The sequence below is a fragment of the Streptomyces sp. NPDC101166 genome, from assembly GCF_044768125.1.
In the GTDB taxonomy this organism is placed as follows: domain Bacteria; phylum Actinomycetota; class Actinomycetes; order Streptomycetales; family Streptomycetaceae; genus Streptomyces.
In genome coordinates, this window is sequence record NZ_JBIWPF010000011.1 from 1 (window position 1) to 14785 (window position 14785).

Below are 14785 nucleotides of genomic sequence, written 5' to 3' on the forward strand. Positions count from 1 at the left end.
GCCCGTGTACTGGATGTACTCGGGTGATGCGACAACGCGGCGAGGCACCGTGCCGGGCGTCGCGAGCCGGTGAACCTTTCCGGTCACGGCACTAGGTGTTCCCGCAAGGCCCGCTCGACGGGGGTGAACTCGACGGGAAGGGTGCGCAGCCCGCGCATGATGAGGCCGCCGCGCCACCTCAACTCCTCGGGTTCCACGGCCAGTCGGAGGTCGGGGAGACGGGTGAGAAGGGTCGCCAGCGCGGTCTGGCCCTCCAGCCGGGCGAGGGGTGCGCCGAGGCAGTAGTGGATGCCGTGGCCGTAGCCGAGGTGCTGGTTGTCACGGCGGGCCAGGTCGAGGGTGTCGGGTTCGGTGAAGCGTTCCGGGTCGCGGTCGGCCGCGGCGAGTACGACGAGGACGGGATCGCCGGCGGCGATGTCCTGGCCGCCGATGCTGAGCGGGCGGGTGGCGAACCGCCAGGTGGCGAGCTCCACCGGGCCGTCGTAGCGCAGGAGTTCCTCCACGCCGGTCTCCAGCAGGGCGCGGTCGCCGGCGGCGAGGGAGTCCTGCAGGCGGTGGCGCTGACCGGGGTGGGTGAGCAGGGCGTAGGTGCCGTTGCCGATCAGGTTCACGGTGGTCTCGAACCCGGCGAACAGCAGGATGAACGCCATGGCGGCGGCCTCGTTCTCGGTGAGGTGCTCGCCGTGGTCGGAGGCGCGGATGAGACCGGAGATGAGGTCCTCGCCGGGGACGGGTTCCGCTGTGAGGGCCTCGCGTTTGCGGTGGATGAGCTCGGCGAGATAGCCGCGCATCTTCTTCACCGACCGCGCGACGCCGCCGCGCGGCCCCCCGCCGTGCCGGATCATCATCCCCGCCCAGTCCCGGAAGTCGTCCTGGTCCTCGCGGGGGACGCCCAGCAGGTCGCAGATGGCGTAGATGGGGAGCGGGAAGGCGAAGTCGTGGATGAGGTCGGCGCTTCCCCTCGCCGCGAACCGGTCGATGAGGTCGTCGGTGAGCTCCTGCACGCGGGGCGCGAACTCGGCGACGCGGCGGGGGGTGAACGCCTTGCTGACGAGACGCCGCAGGCGGGTGTGGTCCGGCGGGTCGATGTTCAGCAGGTGCGTCATCAACTCGGCCTTGCGCTCACCGGGGATGCCGGTCTTGCCCTTGGCGTGGGCGGGCTCGTCGTGGTGCGCGGGGTTCTTGGACAACCGCTGGTCGGCGAGAGCCTGCCGGGCATCGGCGTACCGGGTGACCAGCCACGCCTCCACCCCGCTGGGCAGCCGGGTCCGCCGCACCGGCGCGTGCTCCCGCAACCAGGCGTAGGCGGGGTAGGGATCGCTGGCGAACTCCCAGCTGAAAAGCTCCGGAACGGGTCCGGGCCCGGGAACGAACGGATCGGTCTGGCTGCTCACCTCACGACGGTATCGGCACCGGGCCCGAGCGCCGCACGAGGGCGACGGGCGGAGCGACCGCCCGCACCGGCGGGCGCGGCGAAGGAACCGCCCGTTCCCAGGGCTGTCCCCTCCCCCTGCGGTCAGTCCCGCAAGCCCTCTGCCGTGCGGATGGCTTCCCGATACGTGCGGGCGGCCGCTCGCAGGGCCGCTTCCGGGTCGGTGCCCTCCGCCTCGGCCCGGGCGGCCAGCGCCAGCAGTTCGTAGCCGATGCCCCCGGCGTCGGGACGGGCGGCCTCCACCCCGACCTCCAGGCCGGCCGAGCGCACCCGGGACGCCAGTTTGGCCGCGAGGGCCAGGGCCGGCTGGTGGAGGGGGACGCCGTCCGTCACCGACTCGCGCCGCTTCTCGACCGCCTTCGTGCGCATCCAGTGCGCCTTGACCTCCTCCGGGGTCGCCGCCGTGGCGTCGCCGAAGACATGGGGGTGGCGGTGGATGAGCTTGGCGACGATGGTGGCCGCCACGTCGTCCACGGAGAACGGCTCCTCCTCGTCCTCCTCGGCTATCCGCGCGTGGAAGACGACCTGGAGGAGGATGTCGCCCAGTTCCTCCCGCAGCTCGTCCCGGTCGCCGTCCTCGATGGCCTCGACGAGTTCGTACGCCTCCTCGATGCCGTACTTGGCCAGGCCCTCGTGGGTCTGGCGGGAGGACCACGGGCACTCGGCGCGAATGCGGTCCATGACCTGGACGAGGTCCAGGAGGCGGGCGCCGGGGAGGTCGTAGGAGGCGGGCAGAAGCTCCAGCTCCGGCATGGCGAGGCGGCCGGAGCCGGCCAGCCGGGCCAGTCCGTCGGTGAGCGCGGGCTCGCCCTCGCCGGTGGCGACGACCACGACCGTGTGCCCGCCGGCGCAGCCGGCGACGAGCTCCTCCGCGGTGGGGGACGTCTCCTCGACGGCGACGCCCGCCTCGCGCAGGTACGGCAGCTGGGGGTGGGCGCCGTCCGCGCACAGCACGCGGTCGGCCGTGCGCAGGGCGTCCCAGGCCTGCCAGGACAGCAGGCCGGGGGCCACGCGGTGGCTGGTGGTGAGCAGGACGACCCGGCCAGGGGACGAGTCGGGACCGCCCTGGGAGGCCGTTGCGGAGCTGCTGATCGCGTTCACCCTCCGAACGTAACCCACGCGGCCGGCATCTCCCCGAGTCATCCACAGGCGGCAGTACGACAACCCGACAAGCCGTTCGTCGGCCGATGGGCTCCCTCAGGCCCTCCGCCGTGCCCCGCCCGGTGTCAGGTCGTCTGCCGTGCCCCGGCCGCCGTGACGTCGCGCACCCACGGCGTCTTGGCGTCGACGCGGCTCACCTTCCGCACGTCCCAGTCGCCGTAGCGCGGGTTGAGGTCGACGCCGAGGTCCTGGGACGCCTTCGACAGCACCTTCCAGAAGGCGGGCTGACTGGTGTCCGCGCCGAGCCGGGCGGCGAGCTTCTGCGCCTCCAGCTGGAGCCGCAGGTTGTCGTCGAGGCGCTGCGGCGGGATGCCGTACTGCTGGAGCCACGTCGTCTCCAGCCCCTTCGCGCCGCCGGCCTGCTGCTCCAGGCCGGCCCGCATCGCCTGGACCTCCTTGCGGGAGACGGTGACGCCCGCGTCCGCGGCGGCGCGGTGCAGCACCTGGTCGAGGACCATGCCGTGCAGGGTGTCCCGGGCCAGGGTGCCGGTCCGGGCGACGACCTGGGCGTACTGGGCGTCGTCGGGGACGGCGGCGCGCTGGGCGGCGCGGACCTCGTCGACCCGTTCCTCCAGCTGGGAGACGGTGATGCGCTCCCCGCCGACGACGGCCGCCGCACCGGGGTGCGCCTCGTTGCCGCAGGCGGTGAGGAGGGGGCCCGCCGCGACGATCGCGGCGGACAGCAGGAGCGCGGTGCGACGACGGCGGCTGTGCAAGGAAGCCTCCCGAGGAGATTGTGCGACGGTGCACAAAGTCTTGCGGTGATCGATGGTAGGCAGTGGCGGGGCTGTGGCCAACCCATTCGACCAACGATTCACCGGGACTTACGGCACCGCCGCGCGGCGCGGCCCCTCAGGGGTTGTCAGCCGACGATCGCCACCGGGGCGTCCCAGGAGTTGCGGTCCACGGTGATCGTGTAACCGGCGCGGGTCTCCTTGCTGTTGACCATGTACTGGTGGGCGCGGCTGTGGTTGGTGAACTGGGTGGCGGCCCAGGGCCAGTCGGCGGTGGTCGTCTCCTTGTTGTCCCACAGCGCGTACCAGAGGTTGCCCGGCAGGTCCGTCTTGTCGGCGGCCGTGGCGACCGCCTTGGCGCTGGAGCTGCTGAAGCCGTAGTAGCCGGCGCGGTAGGTCTTCGCGCGCAGCGTCTTGCTGAAGGAGCGGACGTACGTCAGAACGGCGTCGTTGCACGCCTTGTTCGTGATGTCGTACGGCTCCATGTCCAGGTAGATCGCGCTGCCGGCCTTCATGCCGAGTGCGCCGGCCTTGGCCACGGCGTCCGTCGCGTCCTGGGCGCCGAGGGAGGCGGCGGTGGCGGCGGTGAGCTTCTCGGGGCTGGAGCCGGTCTGGCAGTACGGCTGGGCGCCGACGTAGATCGGGATGAGCTTCCAGCCGGCGGCGTTGACCGACTTCACCCAGGACGCGGTGAGGTTGGGCTGGGCGCAGCCGCGGTTCTTGCCGCCGACGTAGACGGCGGCGGCGCCGTAGTAGCCGGTGGTCTTCCAGGCCTTCATCGCGGCGAGGGAGGGGGCCGTGCAGGTGTCGAAGGCGCGGCCGGTGTAGGTCTTCTGGGCGGGCCAGACGGTGGCCGCCATGGAGGTCTGGGCGGCGATGCCCGCCCCGGCGACGACGGCGGCTCCGGCGACTCCCCACGTGATGTATCTGCGCTTCCTGGACTGCCGGTGCTCTGCCATCCCCACCCCATCGTCGATCTGCTTCTGTACTGCTGTTCGACCCTCGCCGGGCCGGAACGCACAGTAACCCGTCGCACCCCCGCGATCGGAAAAGACCTGCTTCGCCCAGCCACAAGGTTCGCTCAGGTCACAGTAAAGAACAGGGGCCCTGTCATGGTCCGGCCGTGCTCTAACCTTGCCGTCTGGCTACTTGGGGGGCGATGTGAGCACGGCGGCGACGAGAGTGGAGAAGCGGCTGGAGGGCGGCTGGTTCCAGCGGCTGGCCTGGAGCGCCCTGGTGTGGCTCTCGCTGGGCCTGCTGGCGTGGGTGCCGTTCCTGTACGTGGCGATCCGCCGGGGCCGCCCCTCGGACTGGGGTGCTCTCGCCGCCTTCGCGCTGTACGAGGTGGTGACGATTCCGTGGCTCTCGCTCACCAACGACCGGCCCACCGGTGATCCGTTCCTGGGGATCGCGCTCTTCGTGACGTGGGTGACCGCCACGTGCATGCTGCTGTTCGCGGTGTTCGACCCGAAGGCGCCGGCCTATGCCGCCGCCGGCCCCGCCTACCCGTACCAGCCGGGCACTCCGTACGGACGGTAGTGCCCGGCGGACGCTCACAGCGGGTGCCGCATCCACACGTTGGGCTCGACGTACACCGCGTGATCGCGTTCCGGCTCGCAGCGTACGGGTGCCAGCGCGCCGGGCACCTCGACGTCTCCCTCGGCGTCGAAGGGCAGGCCGGTCCAGCGGCGCCACTCCGCCAGCGAGGCGGCCACCGTCATCGACGCCGGCGCGATCCGCTCGATGCGCGCGCCGGCCCGGGCGTGCACGCGCAGCCACGGGTCGTACGGCAGCCCGTCCTCCCGCACCCGGTGCGCGTACTCCTCGATGGGGGTGCGCGGTTCGCGGTGCTTGGCGTTGGGGCGGACCGGGGCGACCACCTCGGTGAAGCCCTTGGCGCGGGCGCTCTCCCGCATCGCCTCGAGCATGATCCCGGACAGGCCCCTTCCCTGGGCGTGCGGGGCGATCACGATGGAGATCGCGCTGACCGTGTCCGGCTCCACCCCGCGCCGCCGGTCGGAGAAGGCCCACAGCAGCACCTGGTCCCAGCCCCGGGCGGGCAGCTCACCGCGTCCCTCGGCGCCGAGGGCGAACGGCACGCTGAAGGCGTGCGCGACGACCTCGCCCCGCTCGTCCTGAGCGAAGAGCACGTACTCCGGGAACTCCACGGGTATCCGCCCGTAGAGAGCGTTGCCGACGAGGTCCTGCGTCGTGAACTCCGGCCAGGTGTCGGGCATGTCGAACACGGAGTCCAGCATCTCGGGGCGCTCGGCCATGGAGGAGATCTTCAGTTCCATGCGGCAACCGTAGGGGCCGCCTCCGCCTCCGGGAAAAGGGATTTCCCCGGACCCGTTCCACCGGTTCGCCCACGGCTCAGGCTCCGCACTGTGCGAGCATCGCGCTCTTGTCCGCGGTGGTCACCGGCAGTTCGTACTTCAGCGCCACCTGCGCGAACCGCACGGCGTACGAGCAGCGGATCACCTTGCTCGGCGGCAGCCAGGTCGCCGGCCCCGCGTCCCGCTTGGCGGAGTTCGTGGGGCCCGACACCGGCAGCAGGTTGAGCACGTCGTTGGCCAGCCGCTGCCGCTTCTTCTCGTCCCAGCGGGCGGCGCCCAGCTGCCAGGCGTACGACAGCGGCACGACATGGTCGATCTGCACCTCGGCGGCCTTCGCCTTCTTCCAGGCGATGTCCTTGCCGGTGTACGGGTCGTACAGGTTCATCGAGACGACCACGCAGTTCGAGCCCTTGCGGAACTCGACGTCCTGACCGTCGCGTTTGAGCAGGTCGTTCCGTGTGTCGCACCCGTTCCTCGCCAACGGCACCCCGTCGGCGGTGTCCATCCAGGCGTGGCCGAACTCGTCCCGGTCGTAGCCGGTCTTCGGTCCGCGTCCCTTGGTCGGCACCTTGGCGATCAGGGTGCGCGCCGTCGCCTCGTCCTGGCCGGAGGTGAGCGGCCCCAGGCCCGGTTTCGTGCCGTCGGGGTCGGCGAGGGGGCTGGTCCCGTGGGCCGGGGAGCCGCCGCCCGCGCCGCCGCCGGCGTCCGACGCGGACGCGCCGGGCACACCGCCTCCGTCGGCGAGTCCCGAGCAGCCCGTCAGCAGCGCCGCGAGCACCAGCGCCGCCCCGCCCGCCGCCCGTCCGCGGACCGCTCCGGTCACAGCCTGATTCGCCGTCCCGCCCCTCAGACGCCTCACGCGCGCCCCTCCCCATCGCCCTGGCCCGTCACCGCCCCGCACAGGGCGGCTTCCCCTGACCGGTCCCGCGTACACCGTGGGCGAGCGGTGGGCGCGGGGACAGGTTCAGACCACCCGTCCCCAAGTGGGCATTCCGGTCCGGGGGTGCCTATCGTCGAGGGTGAGTCACCTCCGGAAGGAGCTCCTCCATGGGCATCTTCGACAGGTTCAAGGGCCATGGGCGGGACAAGGCGAAGCAGATGTCCGACACCGCCGAGCAGAAGGCCGACGAGAGGACGGGCGACAAGTACGAGTCGCAGATCGACTCGGCGCAGCAGCAGATGCACCGGCGGCTCGACATGGACGAGGACCGCCCGCCCGAGCAGCAGCCTTAGGGCGTGTTTCGAGCGTCACGTCTCGCACCACGGGCCGGAGAGCCGACGGTTCCCCGGCCCGCTCTCCGCCCCGCCGGCTACGACCCCAGCACGGTGGCCAGGAACTCCCCCACCCACCCCAGCAGTTCGCGTCCGACCAGCGGCTTGCCGCCGACCTTCGCCGTCTTGGGACGGGGGACGAGGAGCTGGTGGGCGGCCGGCTTGATGACCGAGCCCGGGTACAGCCGCTTGAGCCGCAGCTCCTGCGACTCCCTCAACTCCACCGGAGCGAAGCGGATGTTGGCGCCCTGGAGCACGATCTCGCCGACGCCGCACGCCCGCGCCAGCATCCGCAGCCCCGCCACCAGCAGCAGGTTCTCCACCGGTTCGGGCAACTTGCCGTAACGGTCGACTAGTTCCTCGCGGACGGCCTTGACGTCGTCCTCGGAGTTCGCGGAGGCGATCGCACGGTACGCCTGCAGGCGCAGCCGTTCGCCGGGCGCGTAGTCGTGCGGGACGTGCGCGTCGACGGGCAGCTCGATCTTGACCTCGAGCGGCGGCTCCTCCTCGATCCCGCCGGTCTCCAGCTGACGCCGGTAGTCGGCGACCGCCTCGCCGACCATCCGGACGTACAGGTCGAAGCCGACGCCCGCGATGTGGCCGGACTGCTCGCCGCCCAGGAGGTTGCCCGCGCCCCGGATCTCCAGGTCCTTCATCGCCACGTACATGCCCGCGCCCATCTCCGTGTGCTGGGCGATGGTGGCGAGCCGTTCGTGCGCGGTCTCCGTCAGGGGCTTCTCCGGCGGGTAGAGGAAGTAGGCGTAACCGCGCTCCCGGCCACGGCCGACCCGTCCGCGCAGCTGGTGCAGCTGGGACAGGCCGAAGGTGTCGCCGCGCTCCACGATCAGCGTGTTGGCGTTGGAGATGTCGATGCCCGACTCGACGATCGTCGTCGAGACGAGCACGTCGAACCGCTTCTCCCAGAAGTCGACGACGACCTGCTCCAGCGCGCCCTCCGACATCTGTCCGTGCGCCGTGGCGATCCGCGCCTCGGGGACGAACTCCCGCAGCCGGGCGGCCGCGCGGTCGATCGACTCGACCCGGTTGTGGATGTAGAAGACCTGGCCCTCGCGCAGCAGTTCGCGCCGGATGGCCGCGCCGATCTGCTTCTCCTCGTAGGGGCCGACGAAGGTGAGCACCGGGTGGCGCTCCTCCGGGGGCGTGGTGATCGTCGACATCTCGCGGATGCCGGTCACCGCCATCTCCAGGGTGCGCGGGATGGGCGTGGCGGACATGGTCAGGACGTCGACGTTGGCGCGGAGCTTCTTCAGCTGCTCCTTGTGCTCGACGCCGAAGCGCTGCTCCTCGTCGACGATGACCAGGCCGAGGTCCTTGAACTTCGTCTCGGAGGAGAACAGGCGGTGGGTGCCGATGACGACGTCCACGGAGCCCTCGCGCAGGCCCTCCAGGACGGCCTTGGCCTCGGTGTCGGTCTGGAACCGGGACAGCGCCCGCACGTTCACCGGGAACTGGGAGTAGCGCTCGCTGAAGGTGCCGAAGTGCTGCTGGACGAGGAGCGTGGTCGGGACGAGGACGGCGACCTGCTTGCCGTCCTGGACGGCCTTGAACGCGGCGCGGACCGCGATCTCCGTCTTGCCGTAGCCGACGTCGCCGCAGATCAGGCGGTCCATGGGGACCGTCTTCTCCATGTCGTCCTTGACCTCGGCGATGGTGGTGAGCTGGTCGGGCGTCTCCGCGTAGGGGAAGGCGTCCTCCAGTTCGCGCTGCCACGGGGTGTCCGTGCCGAAGGCGTGGCCGGGGGCGGCCATCCGCGCGCTGTAGAGCTTGATGAGGTCGGCGGCGATCTCCTTGACGGCCTTCTTCGCGCGCGCCTTGGTCTTCGTCCAGTCCGCGCCGCCCAGGCGGTGCAGGGTGGGCGCCTCGCCGCCGACGTACTTGGTGATCTGCTCCAGCTGGTCGGTGGGGATGTAGAGGCGGTCGCCGGGCTGGCCGCGCTTGGCGGGGGCGTACTCCACGACGAGGTACTCGCGTGTGGCGCCCTGCACGGTGCGCTGCACCATCTCGATGTAGCGGCCCACGCCGTGCTGCTCGTGGACGATGTAGTCGCCCGTCTCCAGGGTGAGCGGGTCGATCGTCTTCCTGCGGCGGGCGGGCATGCGCGCGCCGTCCTTGCCGGCCGCCTTCTGGCCCGACAGGTCGGTCTCGGTGAGGACGGCGAGCCGCAGTGCCGCGTCGACGAAGCCGTAGTCGATCGAGCCGCAGGAGACGTGGACGACGGAGGGACTCAGCTCGGTCAGGTCGCCGTCGAGGCGGGCGGCGACGCCCTCGCCGCCGAGCACCTCCACCGTGCGGGCCGCCGTGCCGTGGCCCTCGGTGACGAAGACGACCCGCCAGCCGTCGGCGAGCCAGCCCTTGGTGTCGGCGAGCGCCTTCGCGGTGTCGCCGCGGTAGGTCTCCGGGGCGTGCATGCCGAACTGGAGGGTGTCGGCCTCCAGTTCCAGGTCGGCGGCGAACGGCGACACCGACCACCACATCATGTCCAGCTCACGGGCGCGGTCGCGGACGTCGGCGATCGACCACAGGGAGGCCGCGCCGACGTCGATCGGCGCCTCCCCTCCGCCGGCGGTGGCCGCCCAGGACGCCTGGAGGAACTCCTGCGAGGTCGCCACCAGGTCGGAGGCCCGGGTGCGGACCCGCTCCGGATCGCAGACGACGGCCATCGCGCCCTCGGGCAGGACATCGAGGAGCAGCTCCATGTCGTCGACGAGAACCGGGGCGAGGGACTCCATGCCCTCGACGGCGATGCCCTCGGCGATCTTGCCCAGCAGTTCGCCGAGTTCCGGGTGCTGTTCGGCGAGGGCACGCGCGCGTGCGCGGACGTCGTCGGTGAGGAGGAGCTCACGGCAGGGCGGGGCCCACAGTCCGTGTTCGGCGACCTCCAGGGAGCGCTGGTCGGCGACCTTGAAGTAGCGGATCTCCTCGACGTCGTCGCCCCAGAACTCGATGCGCAGGGGGTGTTCCTCGGTGGGCGGGAACACGTCCAGGATGCCGCCGCGCACGGCGAACTCGCCGCGCTTCTCGACGAGCTCCACGCGCGTGTACGCGGCCGCGGCGAGGGCTTCGACCGTCTCGTTCAGATCGGCGGTCCGCCCCGACCTCAGGGCGACCGGTTCCAGGTCGCCGAGGCCCTTGACCTGCGGTTGCAGCACCGAGCGGACGGGGGCGACGACGACGGACACCGGACCGGTCTCGGGGTCGTCGGGGCGGGGGTGGGCCAGCCGGCGCAGGACGGCGAGGCGGCGGCCGACGGTGTCGCTGCGGGGGCTGAGGCGTTCGTGCGGGAGCGTCTCCCAGGAGGGGTACTCGACGACGCCGTCCGGGGGCAGCAGGGAGCGCAGGGCGGCTGCCAGGTCCTCGGCCTCGCGGCCGGTCGCGGTGACGGCGAGGACCGTGCGGGTCGTCTCGCGCGCGAGGGCGGCGATGGCGAAGGGGCGGGCCGCCGGGGGGCCGACCAGGTCGACGTGCATGCGGTTGCCCTCTGCGGCCGCGGGGATCGCTTCCGCGAGGGCGGGGTCCTTGAGTACGGCGTCGAGCAGACCGTGCAGGCTCATGGAGGGGATTTTCCGTCCGGGGGTCCGAGGCGAGTTGATGAGCAACGCGAAGGGCCCGACTCGTGTCACGGGCCGGGGGTGTTCCAGGGTACGTCGGGGCGGGGTGGTGTGCGGGGGCTGTGGACGACGGGTGGGGCGCGGGGGCCGGAATCCGCCCCGCGCCGACGCCGAAAAGCCCGGCGCCGAGGAGCCCCCCGTGGCTCCTCGGTGCCGGGGTCGATGGGGTTTTTCGGTCAGTCCGTCGCGATGGCGTTCAGGACGTTCATGCGGCCTGCCCTGAAGGCCGGGACCAGGGCCGCGAAGAGGCCCACGAAGGCCGATGCGAGGAAGACCCCGATGATCGTCGGCCAGGGGATGTCCAGGACCTTCAGCCCCTCCAGGGCGAGGAGCTGCTGGGCGGTGGCGCCCCAGCCCATGCCCAGGCCCAGGCCGAGCAGCGCGCCGAAGAGGGCGATGACGACCGACTCCAGACGGATCATGCGGCGCAGCTGGCGGCGGGAGAGACCGATGGCCCGCATGAGGCCGATCTCCCGGGTGCGCTCCACCACCGACAGGGCCAGGGTGTTCACCACGCCGAGGACCGCCACGATGATCGCGAGAGCCAGCAGGCCGTAGATCAGGTTCAGCAGCTGGCCGATCTGGTCCTTCAGGGCCTGCTTGTAGTCGGTCTGGTCGCGGACCTTGTACTGCGGGTAGTCGTGCATCGCCGACTTCAGGGCCTTGTAGGCGGCGTCCTGCTGCCCCTCCTTGGCGGTGGCGAAGACCAGCATGTCCAGCGGCATCCGGTCGGCCGGCACGTACTTGGCGACCGTCGCGATCGATACGTACATCGCGCCCTTGTCGACCACCATCTCGTCGCTGGTGATGGCGCGGACCGTGAGCGTCGCCTTGTCGCCGTCCTTGAAGGCCACGTCCACCTTCGAGCCGAGCTTGAGGCCGTGGGCCTCGGCGAATCCCTCGAACACGGACATCGAGTCGGGCCGGTAGGCGTCGGCCAGGTCACCGGCGACGGTCTCGACGTTCAGGTCCTTCACATACGACGGGTCAGCGGCGTTGAGCGTCTCCTTGGCGGACGTCTTGCCGTCGGGGGTCCTGAGGCCGGCCTCGAGGATCTTGTACTCCGTGACCCGCTCCAGTCCCGGCACCGCCTTGGCGGCCTGGACCGCCTGCGGGGTGATGGGCTGACCGGTGTCGTTCTGGATGATGAAGTCCGTACCGACGGTCTTGTCGAGCTGGTCGGTCGCGGAGGCGACCATGGAGGAGCCGACCACCGACAGACAGGCGACCAGGGCGAGGCCGATCATCAGGGCCGCGCCGGTGGCGCCGGTGCGGCGCGGGTTGCGCAGGGCGTTGCGCTCGGCCATCCGGCCGACCGGGCCGAAGACCCGCAGCAGCATCGCGCCGAGGACCCGCACCACGCCGCCGGCGAGCAGTGGGCCGATGACGACGAAGCCGATCAGGGTGAGGACCACGCCGAGACCGAGCCACAGGGAGCCCTCGCTCGCCTTGCCGGCAGCGGTGGCCAGGTACAGGCAGAGGCCTCCGCCGCCGGTGAGGACGGCGCCGATGACGGCGCGGACCCGGCCGGCCTTGGCGTCGGCGGGGGCGCCCGCGTCGCGCAGGGCGGCCATCGGGGAGACCTTGCCTGCACGACGGGCGGGCAGGTAGGCGGCGAGGACGGTGACGATCACGCCGAGGGCGACGCCGACGACCGGGGTCGTCCAGGCCACCGTCAGATCGTCGGTGGACAGGTTCATGCCGGTCAGGCCCATCAGCTTCATCAGGCCGACGGCGATGCCGACGCCCGCGCCGACGCCGACGACCGAGCCGACGACGCCGAGCAGCAGCGCCTCCACGAGGACCGAGCGGTTGACCTGCTTGCGGGAGGAGCCGATGGCGCGCATCAGGCCGATCTCCCGGGTGCGCTGGGCGACCAGCATGGAGAAGGTGTTGATGATCAGGAAGATGCCGACGAGGAAGGCGATCCCGGCGAAGCCGAGCATCGCGTACTTCATCACGTTGAGGAATTCCCCGACGTCCTTGCGGTTGGCGTCGGCGGTCTCCTTGGCGGTCTGCACCTTGTACTGGCCGCCGATCGCGGCCGCGACGTTCTTCTTCAGCTGGTCGTCGCTCACCCCGGCCGCGGCCGTGATGTTGACGTTGGTGAAGACGCCCGGCTTGCCGACCAGCATCTGCTGGGCCGTCTTGGTGTCGTAGTAGAACACCGCGGCGCCGGGGTTGGTGACCTGGAAGGCGGCGATGCCGGAGATCTTCGAGGTGTGCGTGCCGACCGCGGTGATCACGCCGAGCTCGTCGCCGAGCTTGAGGCCGTGCTTGTCGGCGGTGTCCGCGTCGATCATGATCTGGCCGGTGCCCTGGGGCGCCGCACCCTCGGTGATCCTCATGGTGCGCGCCTCGTTGGCGCTCCAGCTGCCGACGATGGTGGGGGCGCCACTGGACGGCGACAGGTTGTCCTTGTCGGCGTCGACGACGGTGACGGAGGTCGAGAAGACGGTGCCCTCCGCCGACTTCACGCCGGCCGCCGCGCGGACCTTGCCGAGGACGCTGTCCGGCATGACCGGCGGTCTGCCGTTGGAGGAGGTGGTCTCGCCGGTGTCGGAGGCGTTCTGCGCGCTCACCGTCACATCGGAGGAGGTGGCCGCGAACAGCTTGTCGAAGGTGGTGTTCATCGTGTCGGTGAACACCAGCGTCCCGCAGACGAAGGCCACCGACAGCAGGACCGCCACGGCCGACAGAGCCATGCGTCCCTTGTGCGCGAAGAAGTTGCGCATCGAGGTCTTCAGGACGGTCATGACGTGCGCCCCCGGGCGTCGAAGTCCTTCATCCGGTCCAGGACCTGGTCGGCGGTCGGCTGGTGCATCTCGTCGACGATCCGGCCGTCGGCGAGGTAGAGGACGCGGTCGGCGTAGGAGGCGGCCACCGGGTCGTGGGTGACCATCACGATGGTCTGGCCGAGATCGTCCACGGACCTGCGCAGGAAGCCGAGGACTTCGGCGCCGGCGCGCGAGTCGAGGTTTCCGGTCGGCTCGTCACCGAAGATGATCTCCGGACGGGCCGCCAACGCCCTTGCCACGGCGACGCGTTGCTGCTGACCGCCGGAGAGCTGGGTGGGGCGGTGCTTGAGCCGGCCGGCGAGGCCGACGGTCTCGACGACGCGGTCCAGCCACTCCTTGTCGGGCTTGCGCCCGGCGATGTCCATGGGCAGCGTGATGTTCTCCAGCGCGTTGAGCGTCGGCAGCAGGTTGAACGCCTGGAAGATGAACCCGATGCGGTCCCGGCGCAGCTTGGTGAGCTTCTTGTCCTTCAGGCCGGTGATCTCGGTCTCGTCCAGGTAGATCTGCCCGGACGTGACGGTGTCGAGACCGGCGAGGCAGTGCATCAGGGTGGACTTGCCGGACCCCGAGGGGCCCATGATCGCGGTGTAGTGGCCGCGGGCGATGTCCACGTCGACGTGGTCGAGAGCGACGACACGGGTCTCCCCCGACCCGTACGCCTTCACGACCTGCCGCGCCCGCGCGGCTACGGCCGTACGCCCTCCAGTGCCCCCGTGCCTGGGAATGGTCACAGCCGAAGTCACGGTATGTCTCCTATATCGATCAGCGGACGGGACGCGTGGGCGTCCCGGGTGCGGGTTGCGTCCCGCGGTTCACGTCGTGCCGGCGAGCTGGTGAGTCGTGTCCCTGTGCCGCCCAGTCTGTCGGCGGGGACCGGTCCGGCGCGCTGGTGCTCGGACCCGTCCTGGCGGGGGGTTAACCCCACCTTCCCCCAGTGGGGTTGGCCCTCCCCCGTGGCATAAAGCAAGGTTAAGGAGCAGAGGGGGACCGTCTCGTCCTCCGTCGGTACGACCCCTCCCCGACCCGTAAGGCGGAGACACCCCTAGGGGAAGTCCCCCGCCAGGCGGAGCGACTCTCGGGGTCGCCTCCTCCTCGCGACTCCGCATCAGGGTCCACCCTGCCGTCACGTCAGGGTCAAGCCACGGCTCGCCACCGCGACCTGACCGGGCGTGGCCGATGGCGCCGACGCGGGCGAAACGGCATGGTCCGGGGGGCGGTGACGGGTTCCCGCACGCGAGGCAACTCGACCGGGCCAACCCCGAGTTGGCCGACGGCGCGGCGTGGGTGTCGGCGGGCCTCCCGCCGCGCGTGCGTACGACGGCAGCCGGAGGGCGCGGCCGGGCCGGGGGCGGGGGCGGGCAGCGGACGTCCCGCGGCGGGGCGTGCGGCGGGCCCGAGAGGGCAGGGCCGGGCGGCGCGCGCA

Annotated in this window: 11 protein-coding genes; 2 read left to right on the forward strand and 9 right to left on the reverse strand. The window is 71.4% G+C overall.

What is annotated here, in order from left to right; all coding sequences use genetic code 11:
• Positions 1-83: 83 nt before the first annotated feature.
• From ACIRS4_RS20055 to ACIRS4_RS20070, 4 genes are all read right to left on the reverse strand, one after another.
• Positions 84-1394: a cytochrome P450 gene (locus ACIRS4_RS20055; RefSeq protein WP_404197491.1), complete on the reverse strand. Its 1311-nt coding sequence runs from the start codon at positions 1392-1394 to the stop codon at positions 84-86.
• Between the two features lie 122 nt (positions 1395-1516).
• A complete protein-coding gene (locus ACIRS4_RS20060) occupies positions 1517-2551 on the reverse strand; it encodes a nucleoside triphosphate pyrophosphohydrolase (RefSeq protein ID WP_404197493.1) in 1035 nt (344 codons plus the stop codon).
• Between the two features lie 107 nt (positions 2552-2658).
• Positions 2659-3309: a SurA N-terminal domain-containing protein gene (locus ACIRS4_RS20065; RefSeq protein WP_404197496.1), complete on the reverse strand. Its 651-nt coding sequence runs from the start codon at positions 3307-3309 to the stop codon at positions 2659-2661.
• A gap of 146 nt (positions 3310-3455) precedes the next feature.
• Positions 3456-4286, reverse strand: a complete 831-nt coding sequence (locus ACIRS4_RS20070; RefSeq protein ID WP_404197499.1) for a glycoside hydrolase domain-containing protein — start codon at positions 4284-4286, stop codon at positions 3456-3458.
• A gap of 202 nt (positions 4287-4488) precedes the next feature.
• Here ACIRS4_RS20070 and ACIRS4_RS20075 point away from each other — a divergent pair, with 202 nt between their 5' ends.
• Complete coding sequence (locus tag ACIRS4_RS20075; RefSeq protein WP_404197502.1) at positions 4489-4866, forward strand: hypothetical protein; 378 nt, start codon at positions 4489-4491, stop codon at positions 4864-4866.
• A gap of 14 nt (positions 4867-4880) precedes the next feature.
• On the opposite strand, the gene ACIRS4_RS20080 is transcribed toward ACIRS4_RS20075, so the two are convergent.
• Positions 4881-5624 (reverse strand): N-acetyltransferase, encoded by a 744-nt coding sequence (locus ACIRS4_RS20080; RefSeq protein WP_404197505.1) that lies wholly within the window; start codon positions 5622-5624, stop codon positions 4881-4883.
• Between the two features lie 76 nt (positions 5625-5700).
• The gene (locus tag ACIRS4_RS20085) at positions 5701-6486 is read right to left on the reverse strand and encodes an HNH endonuclease family protein (protein WP_404197508.1); all 786 of its coding nucleotides are present in this window, start codon (positions 6484-6486) and stop codon (positions 5701-5703) included.
• A gap of 224 nt (positions 6487-6710) precedes the next feature.
• Between ACIRS4_RS20085 and ACIRS4_RS20090 the strand changes: the two genes are divergently transcribed.
• Positions 6711-6896, forward strand: a complete 186-nt coding sequence (locus ACIRS4_RS20090) for an antitoxin (RefSeq protein WP_404197510.1) — start codon at positions 6711-6713, stop codon at positions 6894-6896.
• Positions 6897-6973: 77 nt separating this feature from the next.
• Here ACIRS4_RS20090 and mfd read toward each other — a convergent pair whose 3' ends face one another.
• The 3 genes from mfd to ACIRS4_RS20105 form a co-directional block, all read right to left on the reverse strand.
• Positions 6974-10507, reverse strand: a complete 3534-nt coding sequence (mfd, locus tag ACIRS4_RS20095) for a transcription-repair coupling factor (RefSeq protein WP_404197513.1) — start codon at positions 10505-10507, stop codon at positions 6974-6976.
• A gap of 233 nt (positions 10508-10740) precedes the next feature.
• On the reverse strand, positions 10741-13320 hold the full coding sequence (locus tag ACIRS4_RS20100) for an ABC transporter permease (protein ID WP_404197516.1): 2580 nt from the start codon (positions 13318-13320) through the stop codon (positions 10741-10743).
• Positions 13317-14105, reverse strand: a complete 789-nt coding sequence (locus ACIRS4_RS20105; RefSeq protein ID WP_404197519.1) for an ABC transporter ATP-binding protein — start codon at positions 14103-14105, stop codon at positions 13317-13319. The genes ACIRS4_RS20100 and ACIRS4_RS20105 overlap by 4 nt, the downstream gene beginning before the upstream one ends.
• Positions 14106-14785 lie beyond the last annotated feature (680 nt).